This window comes from Rhodoferax sp. GW821-FHT09E07 (assembly GCF_059416145.1).
Genome location: NZ_JBWKOP010000001.1, coordinates 118,889 through 144,507 on the forward strand (window position 1 = coordinate 118,889; position 25,619 = coordinate 144,507).

At 58.5% G+C, this 25,619-nt stretch carries 27 protein-coding genes and 1 tRNA gene; 13 read left to right on the forward strand and 15 right to left on the reverse strand.

The features are described from left to right. Positions 1-58: 58 nt before the first annotated feature. Complete coding sequence (gene mscL, locus AC07OE_RS00625) at positions 59-487, reverse strand: large conductance mechanosensitive channel protein MscL (protein ID WP_495068629.1); 429 nt, start codon at positions 485-487, stop codon at positions 59-61. Positions 488-640: 153 nt separating this feature from the next. Between mscL and petA the strand changes: the two genes are divergently transcribed. From petA to AC07OE_RS00655, 6 genes are all read left to right on the forward strand, one after another. Next, positions 641-1,255: a ubiquinol-cytochrome c reductase iron-sulfur subunit gene (petA, locus tag AC07OE_RS00630; protein ID WP_495068630.1), complete on the forward strand. Its 615-nt coding sequence runs from the start codon at positions 641-643 to the stop codon at positions 1,253-1,255. Positions 1,256-1,266: 11 nt separating this feature from the next. Then, positions 1,267-2,703 carry a cytochrome b gene (locus tag AC07OE_RS00635; protein ID WP_495068631.1) on the forward strand — a complete coding sequence of 479 codons (1,437 nt, stop codon included), beginning with the start codon at positions 1,267-1,269 and terminating at the stop codon, positions 2,701-2,703. A gap of 18 nt (positions 2,704-2,721) precedes the next feature. Continuing rightward, positions 2,722-3,477, forward strand: coding sequence for a cytochrome c1 (locus tag AC07OE_RS00640; RefSeq protein ID WP_495068632.1), 756 nt, complete (start codon positions 2,722-2,724; stop codon positions 3,475-3,477). 103 nt (positions 3,478-3,580) lie between these two features. Beyond that, on the forward strand, positions 3,581-4,192 hold the full coding sequence (locus AC07OE_RS00645; RefSeq protein WP_105262683.1) for a glutathione S-transferase N-terminal domain-containing protein: 612 nt from the start codon (positions 3,581-3,583) through the stop codon (positions 4,190-4,192). Positions 4,193-4,215: 23 nt separating this feature from the next. Further along, positions 4,216-4,680 (forward strand): ClpXP protease specificity-enhancing factor, encoded by a 465-nt coding sequence (locus AC07OE_RS00650; protein WP_495068633.1) that lies wholly within the window; start codon positions 4,216-4,218, stop codon positions 4,678-4,680. A 50-nt stretch (positions 4,681-4,730) separates the two neighbouring features. Beyond that, positions 4,731-4,806: transfer RNA gene (locus AC07OE_RS00655), tRNA-Thr, on the forward strand. A gap of 35 nt (positions 4,807-4,841) precedes the next feature. On the opposite strand, the gene AC07OE_RS00660 is transcribed toward AC07OE_RS00655, so the two are convergent. Continuing rightward, a complete protein-coding gene (locus tag AC07OE_RS00660; RefSeq protein WP_495068634.1) occupies positions 4,842-5,159 on the reverse strand; it encodes a hypothetical protein in 318 nt (105 codons plus the stop codon). 27 nt (positions 5,160-5,186) lie between these two features. Between AC07OE_RS00660 and AC07OE_RS00665 the strand changes: the two genes are divergently transcribed. From AC07OE_RS00665 to AC07OE_RS00685, 5 genes are all read left to right on the forward strand, one after another. Then, a complete protein-coding gene (locus AC07OE_RS00665) occupies positions 5,187-6,143 on the forward strand; it encodes a M23 family metallopeptidase (RefSeq protein WP_495068635.1) in 957 nt (318 codons plus the stop codon). 141 nt (positions 6,144-6,284) lie between these two features. Further along, on the forward strand, positions 6,285-9,038 hold the full coding sequence (secA, locus tag AC07OE_RS00670; protein ID WP_495068636.1) for a preprotein translocase subunit SecA: 2,754 nt from the start codon (positions 6,285-6,287) through the stop codon (positions 9,036-9,038). Between the two features lie 10 nt (positions 9,039-9,048). Next, positions 9,049-10,278, forward strand: a complete 1,230-nt coding sequence (gene argJ, locus AC07OE_RS00675) for a bifunctional glutamate N-acetyltransferase/amino-acid acetyltransferase ArgJ (RefSeq protein ID WP_495068637.1) — start codon at positions 9,049-9,051, stop codon at positions 10,276-10,278. A gap of 9 nt (positions 10,279-10,287) precedes the next feature. Beyond that, positions 10,288-11,172, forward strand: a complete 885-nt coding sequence (locus AC07OE_RS00680; RefSeq protein ID WP_495068638.1) for an ATP-binding protein — start codon at positions 10,288-10,290, stop codon at positions 11,170-11,172. Further along, positions 11,169-11,657, forward strand: a complete 489-nt coding sequence (locus AC07OE_RS00685) for an NUDIX domain-containing protein (protein ID WP_495068639.1) — start codon at positions 11,169-11,171, stop codon at positions 11,655-11,657. The genes AC07OE_RS00680 and AC07OE_RS00685 overlap by 4 nt, the downstream gene beginning before the upstream one ends. 23 nt (positions 11,658-11,680) lie before the next feature. On the opposite strand, the gene AC07OE_RS00690 is transcribed toward AC07OE_RS00685, so the two are convergent. The 10 genes from AC07OE_RS00690 to rfbB form a co-directional block, all read right to left on the reverse strand. Beyond that, the gene (locus tag AC07OE_RS00690) at positions 11,681-11,884 is read right to left on the reverse strand and encodes a DNA gyrase inhibitor YacG (protein WP_495068640.1); all 204 of its coding nucleotides are present in this window, start codon (positions 11,882-11,884) and stop codon (positions 11,681-11,683) included. 17 nt (positions 11,885-11,901) lie between these two features. Then, positions 11,902-12,657, reverse strand: a complete 756-nt coding sequence (gene zapD / locus AC07OE_RS00695; protein WP_495068641.1) for a cell division protein ZapD — start codon at positions 12,655-12,657, stop codon at positions 11,902-11,904. Positions 12,658-12,679: 22 nt separating this feature from the next. Next, positions 12,680-13,288 carry a dephospho-CoA kinase gene (coaE, locus tag AC07OE_RS00700; protein WP_495068642.1) on the reverse strand — a complete coding sequence of 203 codons (609 nt, stop codon included), beginning with the start codon at positions 13,286-13,288 and terminating at the stop codon, positions 12,680-12,682. 4 nt (positions 13,289-13,292) lie between these two features. Continuing rightward, positions 13,293-14,138, reverse strand: coding sequence for a prepilin peptidase (locus AC07OE_RS00705; protein WP_495068643.1), 846 nt, complete (start codon positions 14,136-14,138; stop codon positions 13,293-13,295). Further along, a complete protein-coding gene (locus AC07OE_RS00710) occupies positions 14,138-15,355 on the reverse strand; it encodes a type II secretion system F family protein (RefSeq protein ID WP_495068644.1) in 1,218 nt (405 codons plus the stop codon). Before AC07OE_RS00710 ends, AC07OE_RS00705 begins: the two co-directional genes overlap by 1 nt. A 20-nt stretch (positions 15,356-15,375) precedes the next feature. Next, positions 15,376-17,109, reverse strand: coding sequence for a type IV-A pilus assembly ATPase PilB (gene pilB / locus AC07OE_RS00715; protein WP_495068645.1), 1,734 nt, complete (start codon positions 17,107-17,109; stop codon positions 15,376-15,378). 119 nt (positions 17,110-17,228) lie between these two features. Beyond that, positions 17,229-17,780 carry a dTDP-4-dehydrorhamnose 3,5-epimerase gene (rfbC, locus tag AC07OE_RS00720; protein WP_495068646.1) on the reverse strand — a complete coding sequence of 184 codons (552 nt, stop codon included), beginning with the start codon at positions 17,778-17,780 and terminating at the stop codon, positions 17,229-17,231. Continuing rightward, positions 17,780-18,679: a glucose-1-phosphate thymidylyltransferase RfbA gene (rfbA, locus tag AC07OE_RS00725; protein WP_495068647.1), complete on the reverse strand. Its 900-nt coding sequence runs from the start codon at positions 18,677-18,679 to the stop codon at positions 17,780-17,782. The genes rfbC and rfbA overlap by 1 nt, the downstream gene beginning before the upstream one ends. 4 nt (positions 18,680-18,683) lie before the next feature. Continuing rightward, positions 18,684-19,589 (reverse strand): dTDP-4-dehydrorhamnose reductase, encoded by a 906-nt coding sequence (rfbD, locus tag AC07OE_RS00730; protein ID WP_495068648.1) that lies wholly within the window; start codon positions 19,587-19,589, stop codon positions 18,684-18,686. Continuing rightward, entirely contained in the window at positions 19,586-20,662 is a 1,077-nt protein-coding gene (rfbB, locus tag AC07OE_RS00735; RefSeq protein WP_495068649.1) for a dTDP-glucose 4,6-dehydratase, read from the reverse strand. The genes rfbD and rfbB overlap by 4 nt, the downstream gene beginning before the upstream one ends. 208 nt (positions 20,663-20,870) lie before the next feature. On the opposite strand from rfbB, the gene AC07OE_RS00740 reads away from it, so the two are divergent. Together AC07OE_RS00740 and AC07OE_RS00745 are read left to right on the forward strand one after the other, a co-directional pair. After that, positions 20,871-21,287: a type II secretion system protein gene (locus tag AC07OE_RS00740; protein WP_495068650.1), complete on the forward strand. Its 417-nt coding sequence runs from the start codon at positions 20,871-20,873 to the stop codon at positions 21,285-21,287. Positions 21,288-21,308: 21 nt separating this feature from the next. Then, positions 21,309-21,905, forward strand: a complete 597-nt coding sequence (locus AC07OE_RS00745) for an FxDxF family PEP-CTERM protein (RefSeq protein WP_495068651.1) — start codon at positions 21,309-21,311, stop codon at positions 21,903-21,905. 3 nt (positions 21,906-21,908) lie between these two features. Here AC07OE_RS00745 and AC07OE_RS00750 read toward each other — a convergent pair whose 3' ends face one another. From AC07OE_RS00750 to gmd, 3 genes are all read right to left on the reverse strand, one after another. Further along, on the reverse strand, positions 21,909-23,345 hold the full coding sequence (locus AC07OE_RS00750) for a phosphomannomutase (RefSeq protein WP_495068652.1): 1,437 nt from the start codon (positions 23,343-23,345) through the stop codon (positions 21,909-21,911). Between the two features lie 123 nt (positions 23,346-23,468). Then, complete coding sequence (locus AC07OE_RS00755; protein WP_495068653.1) at positions 23,469-24,455, reverse strand: GDP-L-fucose synthase family protein; 987 nt, start codon at positions 24,453-24,455, stop codon at positions 23,469-23,471. Positions 24,456-24,463: 8 nt separating this feature from the next. Further along, complete coding sequence (gene gmd / locus AC07OE_RS00760) at positions 24,464-25,579, reverse strand: GDP-mannose 4,6-dehydratase (protein ID WP_495068654.1); 1,116 nt, start codon at positions 25,577-25,579, stop codon at positions 24,464-24,466. Between the last annotated feature and the right edge of the window lie 40 nt (positions 25,580-25,619).

A 25,619-nucleotide genomic window follows, 5' to 3' on the forward strand; every position in this document is an offset into this window, starting at 1 on the left:
CCGTATCCATTGCGCTTGCAGCTACTGAATCAATAGCAAGCTGCGCGATGGTGATTGCTTATTTGCGCAGGCTGTCGCGGATCTCGCGCAGTAGCAGCACGTCTTCGGGTGTCACAACCGGGGCCGGTTCGGCGGCCGGGGCTTCCTTCTTCAGGCGGTTGATCTGCTTGACCATCAGGAAAATGATGAAGGCCAGAATCGCAAAGTTCACCGCCACGGTGATGAAGCTGCCATAGGCAAACACCGGGACACCGGCTTTTTTCAGGCCTGCCAGCGTGGCGTCGGTGCCGGGCGGTACGGCGCCCAGCACCCAGAACAGGTTGGAAAAGTCCAGCTTGCCAATGATGGCACCCACCAGCGGCATGATCAGGTCGCCCACGACCGAGTCCACGATCTTGCCAAAGGCCCCACCAATGATCACACCGACGGCCAGATCAATCACATTGCCCTTGACCGCGAAATCCTTGAATTCCTGAATCATTCCCATCGTCTGGCTCCATGAAGGTTGAAAGACCCGCAGTATTACCTACAAAAGTGGGCCCCTGGCCGGTGTTCGTGCCAAACGGCACGTTGAATGCCCCTACTGCCGTCAGCTACAATCCCGGCTTACCCCTACTAGCGATGTTCATTGAGGATTCTCATGAGTGAAACCCCTGTCGACAGCAAAAAGATCGACTCCAGCAAACGGACCTGGTTGATAGCTTCCAGCTGCGCCGGTGCAGTGGGCGGTGTTGCCACCGCCATTCCTTTTGTGAGCACTTTTCAGCCTTCCGAGCGCGCTAAAGCCGCCGGCGCGGCGGTCGAAGTGGACATCTCAGGCATCAAGCCTGGTGAGAAAGTCACCGTGGAATGGCGCGGCAAGCCGGTCTGGATTGTGCGCCGCACGCCGGAGCAGCTGGAAGCCCTCAAGGCCAACGACGCCTCGCTGGCCGACCCCAAGTCAGAGCGCAAGCCCTCTGAACTGACCCCCGAATACGCCCGCAACGAAGGCCGTTCCATCAAGCCCGAGTACTTTGTAGCCGTGGGTATTTGCTCCCACCTGGGTTGCTCTCCGTCTGACAAGTTTCAGGCTGGCCCCCAGCCGTCTCTGCCGGACGACTGGCACGGTGGCTTCCTCTGCCCCTGCCACGGCTCCACCTTCGATATGGCTGGCCGCGTGTTCAAGAACAAGCCCGCGCCCGACAACCTGGAAGTGCCGCCGCACATGTACCTGTCTGACAGCAAGTTGCTGATCGGCGAAGACAAGAAAGCCTGAGGAACATAGACATGGCGACTTTCAAGGAAATCTCTCCTAATGCCTCGGCGGGCGAAAAGGTGACCAACTGGTTTGAAAACCGGTTCCCCACGGCCTTTGATGCCTACAAGGTGCACATGTCGGAGTACTACGCTCCGAAGAACTTCAACTTTTGGTACATCTTCGGCTCGCTGGCGCTGCTGGTGCTGGTGATCCAGATCGTGACCGGCATCTTCCTGGTCATGCACTACAAGCCCGATGCCGCGCTGGCATTCGGTTCGGTCGAATACATCATGCGCGACGTGCCATGGGGCTGGTTGATCCGCTACATGCACTCCACGGGCGCCTCTGCGTTCTTTGTGGTGGTCTACCTGCACATGTTCCGTGGCCTGCTGTACGGCAGCTATCGCAAGCCGCGTGAGCTGGTCTGGATCTTTGGCTGCGCCATTTTCCTGTGCCTGATGGCCGAAGCCTTCATGGGCTACCTCTTGCCTTGGGGCCAGATGTCCTACTGGGGCGCCCAGGTGATCGTGAACCTGTTTGCGGCCGTGCCTTTGGTCGGTCCTGACCTGGCGCTGCTGATCCGCGGTGACTACGTGGTGGGCGACGCGACGCTGAACCGCTTCTTCAGCTTCCACGTGATTGCCGTGCCCCTGGTCCTGCTGGGCCTTGTGGTGGCGCACTTGCTGGCGCTGCACGACGTCGGCTCCAACAACCCCGACGGCATCGAAATCAAGGGTCCCAACGCTCCCCGTGATGCGGCTGGCCACCCCCTGGATGGCGTGCCTTTTCATCCCTACTACACAGTGCATGACATCTTTGCGGTCAGCATGTTCCTGATGGTGTTCACCGCCATCATCTTCTTCGCACCGGAGGTGGGCGGCTACTTCCTGGAGTACAACAACTTCATTCCGGCCGATCCGCTCAAGACGCCAGCGCACATCGCGCCTGTCTGGTACTTCACACCGTTCTACTCCATGCTGCGTGCCATCACCAGCGAGATGATGTACGCGCTGATTCTGAGTGTGTTGGGCGCTGCAGCGTTTGGCATTTTCAAGGTGAAGATGCCTACTATCTTCAAGGGCCTGATCGGCGGCGGGGCAGTCGTCGTTGCTGCGCTCATGCTCTCTATCGATGCCAAGTTCTGGGGCGTGGTGGTGATGGGTGGTGCCGTGGTCATCCTGTTCTTCCTGCCTTGGCTGGACAACAGCCCGGTCAAGTCCATTCGCTACCGCCCTGACTGGCACAAGTATTTGTATGGTGCTTTTGTATTCATGTTCGCAGTGCTGGGCTACCTCGGTATCCAGGCTCCTGGCGTGTGGGGCAGCCTGGCTGGCCAGGACGTCGCGCAGCGCGTGTCCCAATTGTTCACCTTTGGCTACTTCGGCTTCTTCCTGCTGATGCCCTGGTGGAGCGCACTGGGTGAACCCAAGCCCGTGCCATCCCGCGTCAACTACGTTGCCCACTGAGCGCCGGAGAAAAGACTGATGAAAAAAGTACTGATGACACTTGCCATGGCGCTCGGCCTGGTTGCTGGTGCCCATGCCAATACCGGCGGTATTGCTTGGGATAAGGCCCCGGTCAAGACCAATGACATGGCTTCCCTGCAAAACGGCGCCAAGCTATTTGTGAACTACTGCCTGAATTGCCACTCGGCAGCATTCATGCGTTTCAACCGCTTGAAGGACATTGGTCTGACGGACCAGCAGATCAAGGACAACCTGTTGTTCACCACTGAAAAAGTCGGTGAGACCATGAAGGCCGCTATCGATCCACGTCAGGCCAAGGAGTGGTTTGGTGCCAATCCTCCGGACTTGACCGTGATCGCGCGTTCGCGGGCGGGCGCTGGTGGTACAGGTGCTGACTATCTCTACACGTACCTGCGCACCTATTACCGTGACCCCACCAAGGCCACCGGCTGGAACAACCTCGCATTCCCAAGCGTTGCCATGCCGCATGTGCTGTGGGAGCTGCAAGGCGAGCGTGAACCCCAATACGACACGGTGGAGCAACATGGCCATGAAGTGAGCGTGCTGACTGGCTGGAAGCAGATCACACCGGGTACCATGACGCCTGCCCAGTATGACCAGGCGGTGGGCGATCTGGTGAATTACCTGCAGTGGATGGGCGAGCCCGCCCAGAACACCCGTGTGCGGGTGGGCGTTTGGGTACTGTTGTTCTTGGCAGTGTTGACTCTGTTCGCGTGGCGTCTGAACGCAGCGTTCTGGAAAGACGTCAAGTAACTGCGGTTCGTACTGTCCCGCGGCTTTTGGGCTGCGTGTGATGGTGTCAGAGTGGGTTTGCCAAGGCGACCCACTCTTTTTCATTTTTTAGGAGTCTCTCGCCATGATGGTGCTGTATTCAGGAACAACCTGCCCCTTCTCCCACCGTTGCCGTTTTGTGCTGTTCGAGAAGGGCATGGACTTTGAGATTCGCGATGTGGACCTGTACAACAAGCCCGAAGACATCAGCGTCATGAACCCTTACGGCCAAGTGCCAATTCTGGTGGAGCGGGACCTGATTCTGTACGAGTCCAACATCATCAATGAGTACATTGATGAGCGTTTCCCTCATCCCCAACTAATGCCCGGCGATCCTGTGGACCGTGCCCGTGTGCGCCTGTTCCTGCTGAACTTCGAGAAGGAGTTGTTTGTGCATGTGTCGACCCTGGAAGCCCGTGCCTCCAAGGGCAACGAAAAAGCACTGGAAAAAGCCCGCGCCCACATCCGTGACCGATTGACGCAGCTGGCTCCCGTGTTCCTGAAGAACAAGTACATGCTGGGTGAGAACTTCTCCATGCTGGATGTGGCGATTGCTCCTCTGCTGTGGCGTCTGGACTACTATGGCATTGACCTTAGTAAAAATGCGGCACCCCTGCTCAAGTACGCTGAACGCATCTTCTCGCGCCCCGCCTACATTGAGGCGTTGACGCCATCTGAAAAGGTCATGCGCAAGTAACTCGGCGACTGCACACTGCCATGATGGACGCCCAAGACACCAACTCCACCCGACCGTACCTGATTCGTGCCCTGTACGAATGGTGTACGGACAATGGATTCACGCCCTTCATTGCGGTGCAGGTGGACGACTCGGTGCGCGTGCCCCACGAATTCGTCAAGGATGGTGAAATCGTGCTGAACGTGAGTTTTGACGCAACCAGTGCGTTGAAGCTCGGCAATGACTTTATTGAGTTCAAGGGGCGTTTTGGCGGTGTGGCGCGCGACATTCTGGTGCCGGTGCATCGGGTGCTGGCCATTTATGCGCGTGAAAATGGACAGGGCATGGCGTTTCCTGTGTCGGCGTTGCCTGGTACCACAGACTCCAAGGTCCCGGCGGTAGAGTCCAAGGCCTCGGCGCTAGCGCCTGTGCCTGGCAAGCCTGATGATGGCGGCCCCGATACACCGCGCCCGGCCGGTGGTCGCCCCTCCCTTACACGTGTGAAATAAGCGCCTTGCAGGCAAAACCTGCTCTGCGCGTGATGTAGAATCCAGCCCGTGCCGCTTTAGCTCAGTTGGTAGAGCAACCGCCTTGTAAGCGGTAGGTCGTCAGTTCGAATCCGACAAGCGGCACCATTCCCCCTCCTTCACACACAAATACCCGTCGCCATTTACCGTGTGGCCGTCGGCGCCATTTGGACCTTTAACCGAATTGAGTTAACCTCCCACCCTTTGGAGCGCAGGTGCGCTTCCATGGCAGGGAGCAATTGCCGCACTTTGGCCGCAACCGCGTTGTTGTCCAGTAGCAGGCACCACACTGGGCCATCAATCGGCCCCGCTTTGATCGCGGAGCGCAGTGCACGTGGGATCAGGGTTTCCAGGCTCTTCAGCCGGGCCGACGACTCCATGGCCATATCGGCCAGACGCGCCAAGGTGGGCGACTCTTGGGTTGCCTGCAACACCGTGACGGCGCGATGGTTTCGGATCATGCTTGAAAGAGAAAAGGTTTTGAATCAATGCAAGTGATTATCACGGACGCGTGGATGGCCAAAAGCCGGGCTTTCCATTTGAGTGGCGCCAAGCTGATTCTGTCTCTGTTGGGTCTGTCGTTTGTGCTTATGCTGGTGTCTGCCGGTCTGTATCACTGGGTGTTTCTCAAGGGTGCGCGCGAGGGTTGGCCCATCGTGGGCTCGCTGGTACGTCTTGTGGTGAAGGACGAATTTGCCCAGCGTGACCGCTATATGCGCGAGAACATCGAGGTGTTGGCGAAAAAGCTGGGCGAGATGCAGGCCAAGATGCTGCAACTCGAATCCTTGGGTGAGCGCGTCTCCGGTCTGGCGGGCGTCAACCCTGCCGACATCAAGATCAAGCCGGGGCAAGGTGGCGCGCTGGTCAATGGTCGTGATCTGACCTTGCAGGAGCTGGATGCCACGTTGGCCGACTTGGACGTGCTGGCGAACCAGCGCACGGACGTGATGACGGTGATTGAGTCGCGTTTGTTTGAGCAAAAAATCAAGAAAATGATGGTGCCCACCCAGGCGCCGGTGCACGATGCGAACCTGGGCTCGACATTTGGTTGGCGCATTGATCCCATCACAGGTCGCTCGGCCTTGCATACTGGTTTGGATTTCCCCGCAGAGCCCGGCACCCCTATCTATTCCGCCGCCGGTGGGGTGGTTGTCACGCAGGAATTTCACTCGCAGTACGGCAATATGGTGGAAATCGACCATGGCAATGACCTGATTACCCGGTACGCGCATGCCTCCAAGGTATTCGTAAAAAAAGGCGATTTGATCAAACGTGGCCAGAAAATAGCCGAGGTGGGAACGACTGGCCGCTCCACCGGGCCGCACTTGCACTTTGAGGTGCTGGTGCAGGGTGTTCCCCAGGATCCGCAAAAATTCCTCAATGCGGGCCGCAATCTGCCGGCGACCCAAGTGGCCCAGTCCAAAGCGGCTGCGCCGCAACGCTAAAATCCGGGGTTTGGCTTTCCTGGTCAAAGCTGCCCGCCGTGGCGGTTGTTTTTTCCCGGAACGTCCCCATTTCACCCAGACTAGAAAAAGGACTGCGCTGTTCTGCGAACCCATGTTGGGGTCCAGGCCAGTCTTGCATGCATGGCCACCAATATCCTTACCAAAATCTTTGGCAGTCGCAATGACCGCTTGCTCAAGCAATACCGTGCTGTCGTGGCACGCATCAACGCGCTGGAGCCGCAGTTTGAACAGTTGACCGATGATGGTCTGCGCGCCAAGACGCAGGAGTTCAAGGACCGCATTGCCAAGGGTGAAACACTGGACTCTGTCCTGCCGGAAGCGTTTGCCGTGGTGCGCGAGGGTTCCAAGCGTGTGATGAAGATGCGCCACTTCGACGTACAGCTGCTGGGTGGCATGTCGTTGCACAACGGCAAGATTTCGGAAATGCGCACGGGTGAAGGCAAGACGCTGACCGCCACGCTACCCGTGTACCTCAATGCCCTCAGTGGCAAGGGCGTCCACGTGGTCACGGTGAACGACTATCTGGCCAGCCGCGATGCGCAGTGGATGGGGCGCTTGTACAACTTCTTGGGTTTGACCGTAGGTATCAACCTGCCCCAGGCGCCGCGCGAGGAGAAACAGGCCGCCTACCGTGCCGACATTACCTACGGCACCAATAACGAATACGGTTTCGATTACCTGCGCGACAACATGGTCTACGAAGTGGCCGATCGCGTGCAGCGCGGCTTGAACTACGCCATCGTGGACGAGGTGGACTCCATCCTGATCGACGAGGCGCGTACGCCCCTGATCATCAGTGGCCAAGCGGAAGACCACACAGACCTGTACATTGCCATCAACAAGGCCATCCCCAAGCTGGTGAAGCAAGAGGGCGAAGCTGATCCGCGCACCGGTGAGGGCATCATCAAGCCGGGCGACTTCACGCTGGACGAGAAGAGTCATCAGGTGTTTTTGACCGAGCAGGGCCATGAAGTGGCCGAACAAATTTTCGCGGAGCTTGGATTGATTCCTGCGGGATCCTCCCTCTACGACCCGGCCAACATCACGCTGATGCACCACCTGTATGCGGCGCTGCGGGCCAATCACCTGTACCACCGCGACCAGCACTATGTGGTGCAGCAGGGTGAGATCGTCATCGTGGACGAATTCACGGGCCGCCTGATGACAGGTCGCCGCTGGAGCGATGGCCTGCACCAAGCCGTGGAAGCCAAGGAAGGCGTGCAAATTCAGGCTGAGAACCAGACGCTGGCCTCCATCACCTTCCAGAATTACTTCCGCCTGTACGGCAAGCTGTCAGGCATGACCGGTACCGCTGACACCGAAGCCTACGAGTTTCAGGAAATCTACGGTTTGGAGACCGTGGTAATTCCTCCGAACCGCATCAGCCGCCGTGAAGATCAGCTGGACCGTGTGTACAAAACCACGCGTGAAAAGTACGAGGCCGCGATCAAGGATATCCGCGAATGCTACGAGCGCGGCCAGCCCGTATTGGTCGGCACCACCTCCATCGAGAATTCGGAAATCATCGCCCAGCTGCTAGAGAAGGAAAAGCTGCCGCACCAAGTGCTCAACGCCAAGCAGCATGCCCGCGAAGCGGACATCGTGGCCCAGGCTGGCCGTGCCAAGATGATCACTATTGCCACCAACATGGCAGGTCGGGGTACCGATATCGTGCTGGGCGGCAACATCGAAAAAGACATCCAGGCAGTGGAAGCCGATGAAAGTCTGGATGTGGCCGCCAAGGAAGAGAAAATCAAGGCGGTTCGCGCGCAATGGACGCAAGATCATGAAGCCATCAAGGCCCTGGGGGGCCTACGCATCATAGCCACCGAGCGTCACGAGTCGCGCCGTATTGACAACCAACTGCGTGGTCGCTCCGGTCGCCAGGGCGATCCCGGCTCCTCACGCTTCTACCTGAGTCTCGACGATTCGCTGATGCGCATCTTCGCGGGTGACCGCGTCAAGTCCATCATGGACCGCCTGAAGATGCCTGATGGTGAGGCCATTGAGGCCGGTATCGTCACGCGCAGCATTGAGAGTGCGCAGCGCAAGGTGGAGGCGCGCAACTTTGACATGCGCAAACAGCTGTTGGAATATGACGACGTGTCCAACGATCAGCGCAAGGTGATCTACCAACAGCGCAATGCGATCCTCGATGCACAGGACCTGAGCGCCCAAATCACCTCGCTGCGCGAAGGTGCCTTTGAGGACCTGGTGCGCCAGTACGTGCCCGCAGAGTCGGTGGAAGAGCAGTGGGATGTGACCAGCCTGGAAAGAGCACTAGCTGACGATTTTCAGCTGGAACTGGACTTGCAAAAGAAAGTATCAGAGGCCAGTTCCATTGCCGACGAAGACGTGGTTGCCACGGTGGTGGAAGCGGCCAATGCGACGTTCCAGGCCAAGGTGGATCTGGTAGGCGCCGAGAACTTCACGCAGTTTGAACGCATGGTGCTGCTGCAGAGCATCGACAGCCACTGGCGTGACCACCTGAGCGCGCTGGACTACCTGCGCCAAGGCATCCACCTGCGCGGCTACGCCCAGAAGCAGCCCAAGCAGGAGTACAAGCGCGAGGCGTTCGAACTGTTTGGCCAGTTGCTGGATTCTGTGAAGCACGAAGTCACCAAGGTGCTGATGACGGTCAAGATCCAGTCCAACGAGCAACTGGAGCAGGCGGCAGACGCCATGGAGACCCGTGGCGAGAGCATTGCCAACGTGACCTACAGCGCCCCCACTGAAACCGGTGAAGTGGAGACCACGGTGGATAGCACCACGGTGAAACCCAGCGCTGCCGATGTGCCGCGTGTGGGGCGCAATGACGCCTGCCCATGCGGCAGCGGCAAGAAGTACAAACACTGCCACGGCCAACTGACCTGAGAATACGCCCATGCCTGTGAACCTTCCCCTGCCCGATGTGGCAACCCTGTTTCCCATCGCTGGGGTGCGCATTGGCGTGACCGAAGCGGGTGTGCGCAAGGTGGGTCGCAAAGACCTGACCGTGGTTTTGCTGGACGAAGGTGCTAGCGTGTCGGGGGTGTTCACCTCCAACCGTTTTTGTGCTGCGCCCGTGCAGCTATGTCGCGAGCACCTGGCTTCGGGACAGTCGATGCGCGCGCTGCTGATCAACACGGGCAACGCCAATGCGGGCACTGGTGCCGATGGATTGGCGCGTGCGCAAAGCACCTGTGTGGCCCTCGCTGGCAAGCTGGGCATTGATGCGCGGCAGGTGTTGCCGTTCTCTACGGGCGTGATCATGGAGCCGCTGCCGATCGATCGCATTGAAGCAGGCCTGGATGCGGCCATTGCCGATGCGCGCTTGGACAACTGGTTGAAGGCGGCCGAAGGCATCATGACCACCGACACGCAGCCGAAGGCCTACGGTGCCCAGGTCGCAATTGACGGCAGGCAGATCAGCATCAGCGGTATCAGCAAGGGCGCGGGCATGATTCGGCCCAACATGGCCACCATGTTGGGTTTTATTGCTACCGATGCCTGCGTGAGTCAGGCCGTGATGCACGAGCTGTCGCTGTCGCTGGCTGAAGGCTCCTTCAACCGTGTGACGGTGGATGGCGATACGTCTACCAACGATTCGCTGGTGGTGATTGCCAGCAACAAAGCAGGAAATCCCGAAATCACGTCTCTGCAGTCGGCCGATGGTCAGGCGCTGAAGGCTGCCATGCTGAGTGTGGCACGCCAGTTGGCCCAAGCCATTGTGCGTGATGGCGAGGGTGCCACCAAATTCATCACCGTGCAGGTGGAAGGCGGGCGCACGGCTGAAGAATGCCGAAAAGTGGCCTATGCGATCGCGCATTCGCCCTTGGTCAAAACAGCGTTCTACGCCAGTGACCCCAACCTGGGCCGCATCTTGGCGGCCGTGGGCTATGCCGGCATTGATGACCTGGACCAGACGGGCATAGAGTTGCATCTGGACGATGTGCATGTGGCAACCTGTGGTGGCCGCAACCCCAGCTACCGCGAAGAAGACGGCCAGCGCGTGATGAAACAGAGCGAGATCACCGTGCGTGTGGGCCTGGGCCGCGGTGCCGCCACCGATACGGTGTGGACTTGCGATTTCAGCCACGACTACGTAACCATCAACGCCGACTACCGATCCTGAGCGACGCCCATGACCGACAGCCTGACCAAAGAGTTGGCCAGTTTTCTGGCACGCGCCGAACTGTTCATGGCCCGGGTGGAAGCCTCTTTGCCGCATGGCGTGGAGCAGCCGGACTGGGACGCGTCCATCGCTTTTCGCTACCGCCGTCGCCGCTCTGGCCAAGGCGTGATCACACCGGTGCAGCACGTAGGTGCGATGTCACTGGGTGATCTGAGAGAGATCGGCGAGCAGAAAGAAAAAATCCAGCGCAACACGGCCCAGTTTGTGCGCGGCGCCACGGCCAACAATGTCTTGCTGACCGGTGCGCGTGGAACGGGCAAGTCATCGCTGATTCGCGCCTGCCTGCACACCTATGCGACGCAGGGACTGCGGTTGATCGAGGTGGACAAGGCTGACTTGGTGGACCTTACCGACATCGTGGATCTGGTGGCCCAGCGGCCCGAGAAGTTCATCGTGTTTTGTGATGACTTGAGCTTTGACGAAGGCGAAGCGGGCTACAAGGCGCTGAAGTCGGTTCTCGACGGATCCGTGGCAGCAGCCACACCCAACGTGCTCATCTACGCAACCAGTAACCGTCGCCACCTGCTGCCGGAGTACATGTCCGAGAACCTGACCTACAAGCACACCGAGGATGGTGAAGTGCATCCGGGTGAGGGCGTGGAAGAAAAGATTTCTCTGTCTGAGCGTTTTGGCCTGTGGGTGAGCTTTTATCCGTTCAACCAGGACGAATACCTGGCCATCGTGGCCCAATGGCTCAGCGCTCTGGGGATAGCGCCCGAGCGCATTGCGGCAGCGCGCGCCGAGGCTCTGTTGTGGGCGCTGGAGCGCGGTTCGCGCAGTGGCCGTGTCGCCTACCAGTTCGCCAAAGACTTTGCGGGGCGTGACCCCGTATGAGCGGACCGCTGATGGCCGATCCTGGCACTGCGCGCGCTGGTGGCCCGGACCGCAAGGCCGTCGAGGTGGCTGTGGGTGTTCTGGTGCGCAATGATGGCGCTTTCTTGCTCACATCGCGGCCTGCTGGCAAGGCGTACGCGGGTTACTGGGAATTTCCTGGCGGCAAGCTGGAGGAAGGCGAGACCGTGGAGCAGGCGTTGCGCCGCGAGTTACACGAAGAAATTGGAATCACCATCGGTGCTGTGACTCCCTGGAAAGTCGAGCTGGTCGACTATCCCCACGCCTTGGTGCGCTTGCACTTCTGCAAAGTGTTTGATTGGTCAGGTGAACTGCAGATGCGTGAGGCGCAAAGTTGTTCTTGGGAGCAGTTGCCTGTGCAGGTACAACCGGTATTGCCGGGTACTGTGCCAGTGCTGGACTGGTTTGCTGCCGAGCGTGCCCACAAGGGTGCTACATATTTTGTAGCTGCTGGGGCAGATTTATAGGGGGCTAGGGGCCAGTTTGGCTTCTATTGCAGCTTGGCGTCGCCAAACACCTGGTCGTCAGGTGGGGCCTCGGTGGGGACGCGGAACGATTCACTGGCCCAGGCGCCCAAATCCAGGTTTTTGCAACGTTCACCACAAAATGGACGATAAACATTGCTGGGGCTGTACACGCTGTCTCCGCCACATTGGGGGCAGCGCACGATCTTGGGTGTATCCGTCTGGGCCATGGCCGTACAACCTCGGTTCAAGAACACAGGGTTAGTTCGAACGCACCATCTTCTCCGCTGGAATGCAGGCGGTCGTCGGCATCGTGGCGCATCAGGCGGATGGAGACCATCAGGCGATTGCCACTGATTTCTGGTATCAGTTGCAGTGACGGGTCAAGCGCCAGGCGCAGCAATTGGAAGGTGCGCCCTTGCGGCAGGTTTTGCTGGAACTGCCCCCCCACAGCGACTACCTTTTGCGGAGCGCCGGAATCGCGCAACATTTTCAACAACAGGTGGATGGATTCCGCCAGCGGCGCCAGTGTGGACGCCCAACGCTGCAGGTCGGCCTGGCGTGTAGCCACGTCACGGTGTTGCCAAGCGTAGTAGGCGGGCAAATCGAATTCACAGGTCCCGCCCGGGATGCCGACACGGCTGCGAATACTCATGAGCCAGTCGTTCTCGGTCAGCGACTGGCCCGCTTTGCCGGTGAGTCCATTCAGGGAGGTAAAGCAGTGGTCCAACTGGGCAATGACCTTGTCCAGCACACCTTCTGCAATCGCTGGGTTGCCGCGGTAACCATTCAGTACCTGCTTTTGTTTGTCCAGGTCTTTGAGTACATCGGATTTCAGATCTGCCCGGGCGCCCACGTCCATCACTTCAAAAATCGTGGCCAGCGCAAAATGGTGGTCCAGCGGCTGGGCGCGTGACATCAATTCTGCCAGGCGCAGAAACAGATGTTCAAGTCGCAAGTAAGTGCGAATGCGTTCGTTGAAGGGGTATTCGTAGAGGATCACGCTGTATTTTCCGGTCGCCGAATCATAGCCCGAACTGTTGGCCAATTTGCTGCACTTGGAGTGCAAGTTCAGCCAATGCAATTCCGTCATTGAAGACCACCATGTCGGCGGCCCGCAAGCGCCGTACGCGTGGGGCCTGGGTCGCGATGATTCGGCTGATATCTGCTTCGCTCAATCCGTTGCGCGCCATGACCCGCCGGACCTGAGTCTCCACCTTGCAGTCGATAACCAGCACCTGCGGCAGATCGTGCCGCCAGTGTGCGGACTCCACTAGCAAAGGAATGTCATACACGATGAGCGCAGCTCCCGCTGCGTTAGCCGCTTGGGTCGCCTGGCCTATGGCTTGGCCGACCAGCGGGTGGACGATGTTTTCGAGCTGGACTCTGGCCGACGGATCTGCAAAGGCGAGTTGCCGCATTTTTTCGCGGTCCAGAGCACCTTCGTGGGTAAGCATCGAAGGACCAAAGGTGGCCGCAATCGCAGGGATGGCACCCCCGCGCGGGGCGGTGGTGGCGCGTGCCAAAGCGTCGGCGTCAATGACAGTAGCGCCCTGGCCTGCCAAGAAGGCCGCTACCGTGCTTTTGCCGCTGCCTATGCCTCCAGTGAGGCCTAAACGCAGGGCACCTAGCATGGTTTCACAGGCCCACGGCCTGGCGCATCACCTGGGGACCCAGCAGCAAGGCGGTCAATCCGGCACCGGCCAGGAAGGGGCCGAATGGTACATAGCCCCCCTCACGCAGGCCGCTGGTAAATTTCATGCCAATGCCTACGACAGCGCCAATGACAGACGCCAGCAAAATCATGGGGATCAGCAAAGGCCAGCCAAACCACGCACCCAAGGCAGCAAACAGCTTGAAGTCCCCATAACCCATGCCCTCTTTGCCGGTCACCAATTTGAAGACCCAATAGATGGTCCAGAGGGACAGATAGCCTGCCACAGCACCCCACAAGGAAGTGCTTAGTGGCACGGGTATCCATTGCAGCGCAGCAGCAATAAGCCCAAGCCACAGCAGGGGAAGCGTGACGTCATCGGGTAACAGGGTAGTGTCCCAGTCGATCAGGGCCAGTGCCAGAAGCATGGCACTGAAAGCACACCAAGCGAGACCAGTGGTACCTGCACCCCATTGCCACGCACACCAAAAGAACAGGGCGCCGGTTGCAAGCTCTACCAGAGGGTAGCGTGGGCTTATACCTGCTTTGCAGGCAGAGCACTTGCCGCCCAACACCAGGTAGCTGGCGACCGGGATGTTTTCAAACCATCGAATGACGTGACCGCAATGTGGGCAGCGAGAGCGGGGCACCATCAGGTTGAATGTGGGGGCGGAGGGGGCTTCTTTACCCGAGAATTCTGCGCATTCCGCTGCCCACTGTTGCTCCATCATTTTGGGCAACCGGTACACCACCACATTGAGGAAGCTGCCAAGCAATAGTCCCAGCAGGCCGATCAGACTGGCATCCAGCCATTGCACACCGCTCAACATCAAACCACTTGTCCCAGCTTGAAGATGGGCAAGTACATGGACACCACAATGCCGCCGATAACAGTACCGAGCACCACGATGATGATGGGCTCCATCAGACTGGAAATGCCGGCCACCATGTCGTCCACCTCGGCCTCAAAAAAGTCCGCTGCTTTGCCTAACATATGGTCAATGGAGCCAGATTCTTCGCCAATGGCACACATCTGCAGCACCATGCTGGGAAACAGATTGGCATTGGTCATGGCGGCAGTCAGGGCGGTACCTGTTGACACCTCTTGCTGGATCTTTTGCGTGGCTTGCTGGTAAACGATATTGCCTGACGCGCCACCCACAGAATCCAGTGCTTCGACCAAAGGGACCCCGGCCGCGAACATGGTTGATAGTGTCCTGGTCCATCGTGCGACACAACTCTTATCTACCATCACGCCAAAGATGGGCAGCTTGAGCATCACACGGTCCATGAATGCCTGCACTTTTTCGTTGCGTTTCCAGGCTTGCAGGAAGAAATAAATGCCTCCGCCCAAGCCACCGAAAATCAGGTACCAGTAGCTGATAAAAAATTCGCTCATGGCAATCACAACCAAGGTTGGTGCTGGCAATTCACCACCAAAAGATGAGAAAACTTGCTTGAATGACGGAATAACGAAAATCATGATTACGGACACCACGACAAAAGCTACAACCAGCACAGCAATTGGGTACATCAACGCAGACTTGATCTTGGACTTGATAGCTTCAGTCTTTTCCATGTAGACCGCAAGCCGGTCCAGCAATTGGTCCAGAATACCCGCCGACTCACCGGCCTCGACCAAGTTGCAATACAGGTTGTCAAAGTACAGCGGGAACTTTCGGAAAGCTGCGTTCAGGGATGTGCCGGTTTCCACATCCTGGCGGATGTCATTGAGTAACTTCGTGACACTGGGATTGGGGTTGCCGCGTCCCACAATATCAAAGGCTTGCAGTAACGGCACACCCGCCTTCATCATGGTGGCGAGTTGGCGCGTAAAGATGGCCAAATCCTTGGCCTTGATGCTCTTGCCAGAGCGCATACGGCGCTTTTTGATCTTGGTGGGGGTAACACCCTGCCGCCGCAAAGAGGACTTGACCTGGTTTTCACCCGCCGCGCGGATTTCGCCACGGACTTGTTTGCCGTTGCGGTCCTTGCCTTCCCACTCGAAAACTGCGTCTTTGTTGTCAGCAGGTTTTGCTGTTGCCATAGGGTCCCCTGGGTGGTCTTTTATTCGTTGGTCACGGCCAGCACTTCTTCCAACGAAGTCAGCCCGAGTTTCACTTTATGCAGACCCGCCTGGCGCAGCGATCGCACGCCCTCCAGCTCAGACTGCGCGGCAATGTCCATGGCGCTACCGTCACGCAAGATGATGCGCTGAATCTCGTCACTAATCGGCATCACCTGGTAAATGCCAAGGCGACCTTTGTAACCGTTGTTACACATGGAGCAGCCGACTGCACGGTAAGGCTTCCAGCTGCCATCCAATTCGCTGTCTTTGAACCCGGCATCGCGCAAAGCTTGTGCCGGCACGTCAGCAACCTGCTTGCAATTCAGGCACAGGCGGCGGGCAAGACGTTGCGCCGTAATTAAAATGACGCTAGACGCAATGTTGAAGGGTTGTATACCCATGTTGCGCATGCGTGTCAGCGTCGTAGGCGCATCATTGGTGTGCAGGGTGGAAAGAACCAAATGCCCGGTCTGCGCAGCCTTAATCGAGATGTCCGCTGTTTCCAGGTCGCGGATTTCCCCCACCATGATGATGTCGGGATCCTGGCGCAAGAAGGACTTCAGCGCAGCCGCAAAGGTTAGTCCAGCCTTTTCATTGACGTTGACCTGGTTGACGCCGGGCAAGTTGATTTCAGACGGATCTTCCGCCGTGGCGATATTCACGCCAGGCTGGTTCAGCATATTCAGGCAGGTGTACAGCGACACCGTCTTGCCGGAACCCGTGGGGCCAGTGACCAGAATCATGCCGTAGGGGCGACCAATGGCCTTGATCAGGCGCTCTTTCTCTTCGGCTTCATAGCCCAGGGCGTCGATACCCAGCTTGGCACTGCTGGGGTCCAGAATCCGGATCACGATCTTTTCACCAAACAACGTTGGCAAGGTGCTGACCCGGAAATCGATCACCCGGTCGGCACCAACCTTGAGTTTCATGCGCCCATCTTGGGGGACTCGCTTCTCCGAGATGTCCATGCGCGAAATCACCTTGATCCGCGATGCCAGCTTGTCCTTGATGGCGATCGGGGGGCTCGCGATTTCACGCAATTCACCGTCAATGCGGAAGCGCACCCGGTAGGTATGCTCGTAGGGTTCGAAGTGCAAGTCCGATGCCCGCATGCTGAAGGCGTCCATCAGCATTTTGTGCAGGAAGCGAACGACGGGGGCATCCTCGACCTCGGCCGTGTTGGCGTTGGTGGCTTCTGTCGGGACTTCGGCAGCGGACTCGTCGAATTCAAAGTCACCACCAATGATGTCTTCCATCGCCTCGGTGGCCGTCGTGGCATTGGCGTCTACCAGCTTGGAGAGTTTGTCGTACTCGGCGATGACCCAGTCAAACCCCATTTGGGTCGAGAACTTGATGCGCTCTGCGGCCGCTTGGTCTGACGGGTCAGCGGTGGCAATGATCAAGCGGTTGCCGCGCTTGCTGAGCACCAGTACGCGGAAATCTGCGCAAATTTTGGGGTCCAGCAGCCCTTTGGGGAGGCGCTGTGCGTCTACCGCATCCAGGTCGACTAAGGGGGCCGCAAAGGCTTGGGACAGTGTGGATGCCAGGTCCGCCGGTGACACTGCGCCCGAACCCACCAGTTCGGCCATAAAGCTGTTTTTGCCGCCAACCGCTTTGCGATAAATGTCTTCTGCCGCTTTCTGTCCCAGCTTGCCTGCGGCAACCAAGGCGCGGCCTATGCCGGGCAGGGCTACCGTAGTGGTTTCGCGGTTCAGGGTATCAGCAGACGCCATAGCCAACTAGGATATACGATGACAAGGGCAATCACGCACCAAAGATGTGTCTGAGTAACAAATTAGCCAATTTGTACGTGGCAAATTTCCAACCCAACAGGCACCGGCCGCGGAGCGGCTTAGTCCAAGCGCAGCTGAGCTTGTGCGAGGGGCGCGCCTGACGCATCCTTGGCGGATAGCTTTGGGGGCTCTGTCATGCTTGGCCAAGAGATCGCCAGTGTGGGGTCATTCCAAGCGATGCAGCGCTCAAATTCCGGAGCGTAATAGTCTGTGGTTTTGTACAAAAACTCAGCGGAATCCGAAAGCACGAGAAAGCCGTGGGCCAGACCGGGCGGCACCCAGAGTTGGCGTTTGTTGGTTCCCGACAAAATTTCACCGACCCATTTTCCATAGGTTGGAGACTGCGGGCGGATATCCACAGCGACATCAAACACTTCGCCAGTAACCACGCGCACCAGCTTGCCCTGTGCGTGCTTGAGCTGGTAATGCAATCCACGTAACACGCCCTGCCCGGACTTGGAGTGGTTGTCTTGTACGAACGGAAGAGTCACTCCCGTAGCTTCGCGAAACACGCGCTCATTGAAGCTTTCGAAGAAGAAACCCCTTTCATCTCCAAACACCTTGGGTTCCAACAGAAATACGTCGGCAATTGCCGTGCGCGTGACTTTCATCAGTACACCTTGTCCTTGAGCAAACGAAGCAGGTATTGGCCATAGCCCGATTTCGCGAGTGGCTGTGCGAGTTTTTGCAACTGCGCATCGTCTATCCAGCCACTCCGCCAGGCGATCTCTTCCGGTGCGGCTACTTTCAAGCCCTGCCGGTTTTCAATCGTGTAGATGAACTGGCTGGCCTCCAGCATCGACTCGTGTGTACCTGTATCCAGCCAGGCGTAACCGCGCCCCATGGTCTGCACGTCCAACTGCCCGCGTTCCAGGTACAAGCGATTCAGGTCGGTAATTTCCAGCTCGCCGCGCGCCGACGGTTTGACCTGCTTGGCCAGCGACACCACTTGTTCATCATAGAAATACAGGCCCGTTACCGCATAGCGCGACTTTGGGGCCTTGGGCTTTTCTTCGAGGCTTATGGCGCGACCCTCCGCGTTGAACTCCACCACGCCATAGCGTTCCGGGTCTTGCACGGCATAGGCGAATACGGTGGCTCCGGTTGTCTGTTGCGTCGCACTCTCCAACAATCCTGCAAAGTCATGGCCGTAGAAAATGTTGTCGCCCAGCACCAGAGCACTGGGGGCTCCATCCAGAAATGCTTCGCCGATCAAGAACGCCTGCGCCAGGCCGTCGGGCGACGGCTGGATGGCGTAGGTAATCTGGATGCCCCATTGGCTGCCGTCACCCAGCAGCTGCTCAAAGCGCGGCGTGTCCTGTGGTGTGCTGATGACCAGCACCTCACGAATGCCCGCCAGCAGCAAAACACTGAGCGGGTAGTAAATCATGGGCTTGTCATAGATCGGCAGCAACTGCTTGCTGACGGCTTGCGTGGCAGGGTACAGGCGAGTGCCGGAGCCGCCCGCCAAGATGATGCCCTTGCGCTGTTTGCTGGAGGTCGTTGTCATGTGTTTATTTCCCTGAGATTTCGGTCAGCATGCGCGCTACGCCGGCTTGCCAGTGCGGCAGAGACAGCCCGAACGCCGCCTGCAGCTTGGAGGTGTCCAGGCGCGAGTTCAACGGGCGTTTTGCGGGCGTTGGGTAGCTGCTGGTGGCGATCGGTTGGATTTGGTCTGGCCCGGCCTTCAGCGGCAGTCCCAGCGCCCGCGCCTGGCCCAATACAAACTGGGCATATCCGTGCCAGGTGGTTTCACCGCCTGCAATGCAGTGGTACAAACCCGCCAGATCGGGCCGTTCCCGCAGCACTCTCAGCGCATGCGCGGTCACATCCGCCAGCAGTTCGGCTGAAGTTGGGGCGCCAAATTGGTCATGGATCACGGTCAGCGCCTCACGCTCCGCCGCCAATCGCAGCATGGTTTTGGCGAAGTTCCCGCCGCGCGCAGCATAGACCCAACTGGTGCGCAGAATCAGATGCTTGGGTGTGGTGGCGACCGCTTGTTCGCCCGCCAACTTGGATTGCCCGTATACGCTCAGCGGCCCCGTCGCGTCTGTCTCTTTCCAGGGCGCCGAGCCGCTGCCGTCAAACACATAGTCGGTGCTGTAGTGCACCAGCCATGCTCCTGTTTTTGTAGCTGCTTGTGCAAGCGTGGCGGGGGCTAGGGCATTGATTGCGTACGCAAGATCGGGCTCGCTCTCGGCTTTGTCCACGGCGGTATGGGCGGCGGCGTTCACGATCACGTCTGGCGCAACGCGCTCCACGGTTTCTGCCAGCCCCCGCTGGTCAGTCAGGTCGCCGCACAGACCGTCAGGATTGCCCGCGGCATTCGAGCCCAAGGCCACCACGTCACCCAGCACGCTGAGGGCGCGTTGCAACTCCCAGCCTACCTGGCCATTGCGGCCGAGCAGTAAAAGCTTCATGCGGCAGCCTTCGCCGTACCGTATTGCTTGCTCACCCAATCGCGGTATCCGCCACTCAGCACGTTGCTCACCCAAGTCGGGTTGTCCAGGTACCACTGCACCGTCTTGCGTATGCCGGTTTCAAACGTTTCAGCGGGCTTCCAGCCCAGTTGCTGCTCAATTTTGCGGGCATCAATCGCATAGCGCCGGTCGTGACCGGGGCGGTCGGTGACGTAAGTGATCTGTTCTTTGTACGGTTTGCCGTCAGCGCGGGGCTTCAGTTCATCCAGCAGCGCGCAAACCGTGTGCACGATGTCCAGATTGGGTTTCTCGTTCCAGCCGCCCACGTTGTAGACCTCACCGACCTTGCCCGCCTCCAGCACTCTGCGGATGGCACTGCAATGGTCTTTGACATAGAGCCAATCACGCACCTGCTGGCCATCGCCATACACCGGCAATGGCTTGCCGGCTTGGGCGTTGACGATCATCAGTGGAATCAGTTTTTCCGGGAAATGAAAAGGGCCATAGTTGTTGCTGCAATTGGTGGTCAGCACCGGCAGGCCATAGGTGTGGTGATAGGCCCGGACCAAATGATCGCTGGCCGCCTTGCTGGCGCTGTAAGGGCTGTTGGGCTCGTACTTGTTATCTTCGGTGAAGGCCGGATCGGTTTTGGCCAAAGACCCGTAGACCTCGTCGGTGGAGACGTGCAAAAAACGGAATGCAGCTTTCGCATCCGATTCCATCGCCCCCCAATATCCGCGCACGTTTTCCAGTAGGTGAAACGTACCCACGATGTTCGTCTGGATAAACTCTTCCGGGCCATGGATGGAGCGGTCCACATGGCTCTCTGCGGCGAAGTTGATCACGGCGCGTGGTCGGTGCGTAGCAAGCAATCGCTTTACCAGTTCCGTGTCGCCAAAGTCACCCTGCACGAAGACGTGTGCGGGATTGCCAGCCAAGCTGGCCAAGTTCTCCAGATTGCCCGCGTAGGTCAGCTTGTCCAGGTTGATCACCGTTTCGTCCGAGCCGGCAAGCCAGTCCAGAACAAAGTTGCTGCCAATAAAGCCGGCGCCGCCGGTAACCAGAATAGTCATTGTGAATAAATCCCTGAAGCGCTAAGAGCGTGTTCGATTATCGCCGTCGACAGACATGGTTTAAGCCGTGGGTGCCCAGGCTAGTCCGATCAGACTATCGCGAATACACAGCAAATTTGGTGCCGGGAGATAGGTTCTGCCTAGTCCCGACGGCCTATTTGCAAAGCCATCCATTCTGCTTATCATCCTGGGTAACAAATTGTTACTTATGCAGATTTTGGGTCACGATTCGCAGTCAGGCGGTATTTCTCCAAACCAGAGGGGTTTTACGCTCATTGAACTGGTCATGGTCATTGTGATACTGGGTGTGTTGGCGGCAGTGGCAATTCCCAAGTTTGTCGATTTGGGCTCTGATGCCCAAGTGGCGGCTACCCAAGGTGTTGCCGGCGGTATTTCTTCAGCCTCATCTATTAACTACGCTGCGCGCAAGGCAAATTCCACTGCGGGCGTGGCCATTGCCCAGTGTGAGGATGCTGGCAGCTTGCTACAAGGCGGGTTGCCGGCCGGTTACAGCATGGGGCCACCAGGATTTCCTACCGCTATTGGCCCCAATGTGACAACGAGTTGCACAGTCAGCGGCCCGAAAAGCACGTCTGCAACCGCCTACATCACGGGCATTCTTTGAGATTTGATGGGAGAAAACACAATGAAAACTGCAATCAAAGTCCTCGGAGCCAGCCTCAGTCTTGGCGCTTTGCTGGCAAGTGGCCAAGCGTTTGCCAGCACTGTCAGCTTTGAAGACCTCTCTAGTCCCCTTGCCGCAACCGCTAGTAACTTGGTTAGCACCGGCTACCGGTTCACCACGACTGACTTGCACGGCATTTTTGATGCTGGCGATTTCGGTGCCAGCAATGGCACACATTTCCTGGTGTATCGCTCCAGTGGCACCGGAACAGAGTCTTTCGCAGCGGTGTCCGGCTCGGCATTCAACGTCAGCAGCATTGATTTGGGGGGCTGGCATAACTTTGGGCCTAACCCGCTCTCCATAGAAATCACGGGTTTCCGGACCAGTGGTGTCAATGTCACCAACACCGTTTCGGTAGCTCCTGGAGCATTTGCTTCGTACAGCCTGACGGGGTTTACCAATGTGAACTCGGTACGCTTAGGCAGTTTTTCCGGTGCCTACGTGGCAGTGGACAACATTAACGTGTCTCCCGTACCAGAGCCCGAAACCCTGGCCATGCTGCTGGCTGGCTTGGGACTGGTGGGCTGGGTAGCGCGGCGCCGCACGGCCCAGTCTTAAGAATTAACCCGCGACCCGCAGCACCTGCAACAAGCAGGCATCGCACAAGGCGCGTGCCTGCTTGGCGGAGCTGGATTCGGCGTAGCAGCGCAGTTCTGGTGCGTTGCCCGAAGGGCGCAGGTGCACGATGTCGCCCGAGGCAAACGTGGCGCGCAGGCCATCGGTTTCATCCAGCGACTCCACAGGCCCCGCACCGGGCGCCAGCAGGTCGCTCATCAGGCGCGCATCCGCTTTCAGCCGCGCAATCAGTCCAATGCTTTTGAGTGTCGCAAAGTTCTGCAGCCGGTCACTGGCGGTAAAGCGCTTGGGCAGGTCGCGGCCCAGCTCCGACAGTTTCAAGCCCCGCTCCTTGGCAGCGCACAGCAGTGCCACGATAGGCAGTACCGCATCGCGCGTGGGCAGAGGGCCCAGGCGCTGGCCGTGGCGCAGCACCTGGCTGCCCAGCAAAAATCCGCCATTGGCCTCGTAGCCCACCACCAGCTCCGAACCCGAGGCCAGTGCCTCCTCCATGCCTGCAATCACATACGGCGACCCAATGCGCGTGCGCACCACTTGGGGAAACGCCTTGCTTTGCTCCAGCGCCGTATTGCTGCTCACCGGGGTCACCACAGCGTGGGCTTGCAGGTACTGGGCACACAAAATACCCACCACATCACCGCGCAGCCATTGGCCCAGCTCGTCGCCAATCAGCGGGCGGTCCGCATCGCCATCGGTTGAGACGATGGCGTCAAAGTCGTACAGCTCTGCCCATTCCTTGGCCTGCTCCACATCTTCATGGCGCACAGCCTCGGTGTCGATGGGCACAAAGGTGTCCGTGCGGCCCAGAGAGATCACCTCGGCGCCCAGTCCTTCCAGAATATGGCGCAACACATCGCGCCCGACGCTGGAGTGCTCGTACACCGCCACCGTAACGCCGTTGAGCGTGCCCGCACCAAAAAAATCCACATAGCGGCGCACGTACGCCTGCGCCACCTGCGGCACCGGCGCGGGCAGCGCCGGCAGCTTCAGATTTTTAGGCAACCCCACCAGGTAACCCAGCATGGCCTGTTCGTCAGGCTTGGAGATCTCACCGTCTTCCCGGTAAAACTTGATGCCATTGCGGTCAAACGGAATATGGCTGCCTGTGACCACCACCGTTGGCGCACCCGTTTGCGCGCCATAGAGGGCCAGGGCTGGCGTGGGCAGGGCGCCGCCGTACACCACGGTCAGGCCCAAGTCCGTCAGCGCGGCAGCGCAGGCCGCGGCAATGGCGGGGCTGCTGGGTCGCAGGTCGTGTCCGAGTACCACAGACGTGGCTTTGGGTGCCACTGCGTTGATGAACGCCGTGGTGTAGGCATGGCACAGTGCCGGTGTCATGTCGGCCACCAGGCCGCGTGCGCCGCTGGTGCCAAAGGCCACGCCCGACTGGGCCGCAATGTCTTGCAGGGTAGAAACGTTCATGGGGCGGCATCCTAAGAGGGCAGCAGGGCTGCGTCTATAGCTCCTTTGGGTTTATGCAAAGAATATGGCTGTAGCCCCCATGAAATATAAACCTTCAGCTTCTCTTTTGATAGCATGCGTCGTTCATCGTGAACCCACCGATTGCACAAAATCTGCATTCGCCTTTTCCAAGCCGGCGCGCAAAGGAGTCGATGCCCTGAAACCGGTGCTGTGCAGCTTGGACACATCCATCAGCTTTCTCGGTGTGCCATCGGGCTTGCTGGTATCAAAGACCAATTTGCCCCGGAAGCCCACCACCTCCTGCACGGCTTGCGCCAGCGCTTGGATGGAAAGGTCTTCGCCCACACCAATATTGATCAACGGTGGCTCAAACCGCCCGGACTTGCTTTCATCGCTCCCCAGCAGCGCGTCATACTGTTCCGCTGGCAAGTTCATCAGATGCACACAAGCTGCCGCCATGTCTTCGCTGTACATGAACTCGCGGCGCGGGGTACCTGTGCCCCAAACCACAACCTCTGCGGCACCTGACGCTTTGGCATCGTTGAATTTGCGGAGCAACGCCGGGATGACATGGCTGTTGTCGGGGTGGTAGTTGTCGCCCGGACCATACAAGTTCGTAGGCATGGCCGCTAGGTACTTGGTGCCGTACTGGCGGTTGTAGCTCCAGCACATCTCTATTCCGGCAATCTTCGCCAGCGCATAGGGCCGGTTGGTGGGCTCCAGCGGGCCCGTGAGCAAGTGCTCTTCACGCATGGGCTGGGGTGCCAGCTTGGGGTAAATGCAGCTGGACCCCAAAAACATCAGGCGCTTGGCCTGGCTCACATAGGCCGCATGAATGAGGTTGCCCTGAATGGCCAAGTTGTCCCGAATAAATTCAGCGGGGTAGACGTTGTTCGCCAAAATGCCGCCCACCTTGGCCGCTGCCAGAAATACATAGTCCGGTCGTTCCTCCTCAAAGAAGGTCGATGTGGCAGCTTGGTTGGTCAGGTCCAATTCAGCATGGGTGCGCAGCAGAAGATTGTCATAGCCAGCGGCCTGCAAGTTGCGAACGATGGCTGAGCCCACCAAGCCTCGGTGGCCTGCCACATAGATTTTTGCGGTCTTTTCCATGTGCAGCGTCACTCATTGTGGTCGTAGGTCTGAAAGCCAGCCAACTTCACCAAAGCATCGCGTCTCGCGCTGGTGTAGTCCGCTTGCACCATTTCCACCACCAGCTCTTTCAGCGTGGTCTTGGGCACCCAGCCCAGCTTTTCCTTGGCTTTGGTGGGGTCGCCCAGCAAAGTTTCTACTTCTGTAGGGCGGTAGTAGCGAGGGTCCACCCGCACAATGACGTCTCCCACTTTGCAGCGGACATCCTTGCCCGTGACCGCCACCACCGTTCCGGTTTCATGCTCGCCTTCGCCGGCCCATGTCAGTTTGATGCCCAGTTCCTCTGCGGCAAACTCCACAAATTGGCGCACGCTGTATTGCACGCCTGTGGCAATGACAAAGTCTTCCGCATGGTCTTGCTGCAGCATCAGCCATTGCATCTCCACATAGTCCCGCGCATGGCCCCAGTCGCGCAGTGCGCTCAGATTGCCAAGGTACAGGCACTCCTGCAAACCCAGGGCAATTCGGCTGACGGCGCGCGTGATCTTGCGGGTTACGAATGTCTCCCCCCTCAGTGGGCTCTCATGGTTGAACAAGATGCCATTGCAGGCGTAAATGCCATACGCCTCGCGGTAGTTCACCGTGATCCAGTAGGCGTAAAGCTTGGCTACGGCATAGGGGCTACGTGGGTAAAACGGCGTGGTCTCTTTTTGCGGCGTTTCTTGCACCAAGCCGTACAGCTCCGAGGTGGACGCCTGGTAGAAGCGGGTTTTCTTTTCCAGCCCCAGGATGCGAATGGCTTCCAGAATCCGCAAGGTCCCCATGCCATCTGCGTCTGCTGTGTACTCAGGGCTTTCAAAGCTCACCGCCACATGGCTCATCGCACCCAGGTTGTAAATCTCGTCGGGTTGTACCAGCTGGATGATGCGAATCAGGTTGCTACTGTCCGTCAGGTCCCCGTAGTGCAACGTAAAGTTTCGGTTGGTGACATGCGGATCCTGGTACAGGTGGTCAATCCGGTCCGTGTTGAAGCTGGACGCGCGGCGCTTGATACCGTGCACTTGGTAGCCCTTTTTGAGCAGCAGCTCCGCAAGGTAGGCGCCGTCCTGCCCGGTTACGCCGGTGATAAGTGCAACTTTGGTCATGGATATATGGGGCTTGCAAAAGGTAAGTCCGCACCATTAT

Excerpts from the sequence above, each read along its gene's own strand:
- mscL (WP_495068629.1), bottom strand. The coding sequence starts at position 487 with ATGGGAATGATTCAGGAATTCAAGGATTTCGCGGTCAAGGGCAATGTG.
- petA (WP_495068630.1), top strand. The coding sequence starts at position 641 with ATGAGTGAAACCCCTGTCGACAGCAAAAAGATCGACTCCAGCAAACGG.
- AC07OE_RS00635 (WP_495068631.1), top strand. The coding sequence starts at position 1,267 with ATGGCGACTTTCAAGGAAATCTCTCCTAATGCCTCGGCGGGCGAAAAG.
- AC07OE_RS00640 (WP_495068632.1), top strand. The coding sequence starts at position 2,722 with ATGAAAAAAGTACTGATGACACTTGCCATGGCGCTCGGCCTGGTTGCT.
- AC07OE_RS00645 (WP_105262683.1), top strand. The coding sequence starts at position 3,581 with ATGATGGTGCTGTATTCAGGAACAACCTGCCCCTTCTCCCACCGTTGC.
- AC07OE_RS00650 (WP_495068633.1), top strand. The coding sequence starts at position 4,216 with ATGGACGCCCAAGACACCAACTCCACCCGACCGTACCTGATTCGTGCC.
- AC07OE_RS00660 (WP_495068634.1), bottom strand. The coding sequence starts at position 5,159 with ATGATCCGAAACCATCGCGCCGTCACGGTGTTGCAGGCAACCCAAGAG.
- AC07OE_RS00665 (WP_495068635.1), top strand. The coding sequence starts at position 5,187 with ATGCAAGTGATTATCACGGACGCGTGGATGGCCAAAAGCCGGGCTTTC.
- secA (WP_495068636.1), top strand. The coding sequence starts at position 6,285 with ATGGCCACCAATATCCTTACCAAAATCTTTGGCAGTCGCAATGACCGC.
- argJ (WP_495068637.1), top strand. The coding sequence starts at position 9,049 with ATGCCTGTGAACCTTCCCCTGCCCGATGTGGCAACCCTGTTTCCCATC.
- AC07OE_RS00680 (WP_495068638.1), top strand. The coding sequence starts at position 10,288 with ATGACCGACAGCCTGACCAAAGAGTTGGCCAGTTTTCTGGCACGCGCC.
- AC07OE_RS00685 (WP_495068639.1), top strand. The coding sequence starts at position 11,169 with ATGAGCGGACCGCTGATGGCCGATCCTGGCACTGCGCGCGCTGGTGGC.
- AC07OE_RS00690 (WP_495068640.1), bottom strand. The coding sequence starts at position 11,884 with ATGGCCCAGACGGATACACCCAAGATCGTGCGCTGCCCCCAATGTGGC.
- coaE (WP_495068642.1), bottom strand. The coding sequence starts at position 13,288 with ATGCTAGGTGCCCTGCGTTTAGGCCTCACTGGAGGCATAGGCAGCGGC.
- AC07OE_RS00705 (WP_495068643.1), bottom strand. The coding sequence starts at position 14,138 with ATGTTGAGCGGTGTGCAATGGCTGGATGCCAGTCTGATCGGCCTGCTG.
- AC07OE_RS00710 (WP_495068644.1), bottom strand. The coding sequence starts at position 15,355 with ATGGCAACAGCAAAACCTGCTGACAACAAAGACGCAGTTTTCGAGTGG.
- pilB (WP_495068645.1), bottom strand. The coding sequence starts at position 17,109 with ATGGCGTCTGCTGATACCCTGAACCGCGAAACCACTACGGTAGCCCTG.
- rfbC (WP_495068646.1), bottom strand. The coding sequence starts at position 17,780 with ATGAAAGTCACGCGCACGGCAATTGCCGACGTATTTCTGTTGGAACCC.
- rfbA (WP_495068647.1), bottom strand. The coding sequence starts at position 18,679 with ATGACAACGACCTCCAGCAAACAGCGCAAGGGCATCATCTTGGCGGGC.
- rfbD (WP_495068648.1), bottom strand. The coding sequence starts at position 19,589 with ATGAAGCTTTTACTGCTCGGCCGCAATGGCCAGGTAGGCTGGGAGTTG.
- rfbB (WP_495068649.1), bottom strand. The coding sequence starts at position 20,662 with ATGACTATTCTGGTTACCGGCGGCGCCGGCTTTATTGGCAGCAACTTT.
- AC07OE_RS00740 (WP_495068650.1), top strand. The coding sequence starts at position 20,871 with ATGCAGATTTTGGGTCACGATTCGCAGTCAGGCGGTATTTCTCCAAAC.
- AC07OE_RS00745 (WP_495068651.1), top strand. The coding sequence starts at position 21,309 with ATGAAAACTGCAATCAAAGTCCTCGGAGCCAGCCTCAGTCTTGGCGCT.
- AC07OE_RS00750 (WP_495068652.1), bottom strand. The coding sequence starts at position 23,345 with ATGAACGTTTCTACCCTGCAAGACATTGCGGCCCAGTCGGGCGTGGCC.
- AC07OE_RS00755 (WP_495068653.1), bottom strand. The coding sequence starts at position 24,455 with ATGGAAAAGACCGCAAAAATCTATGTGGCAGGCCACCGAGGCTTGGTG.
- gmd (WP_495068654.1), bottom strand. The coding sequence starts at position 25,579 with ATGACCAAAGTTGCACTTATCACCGGCGTAACCGGGCAGGACGGCGCC.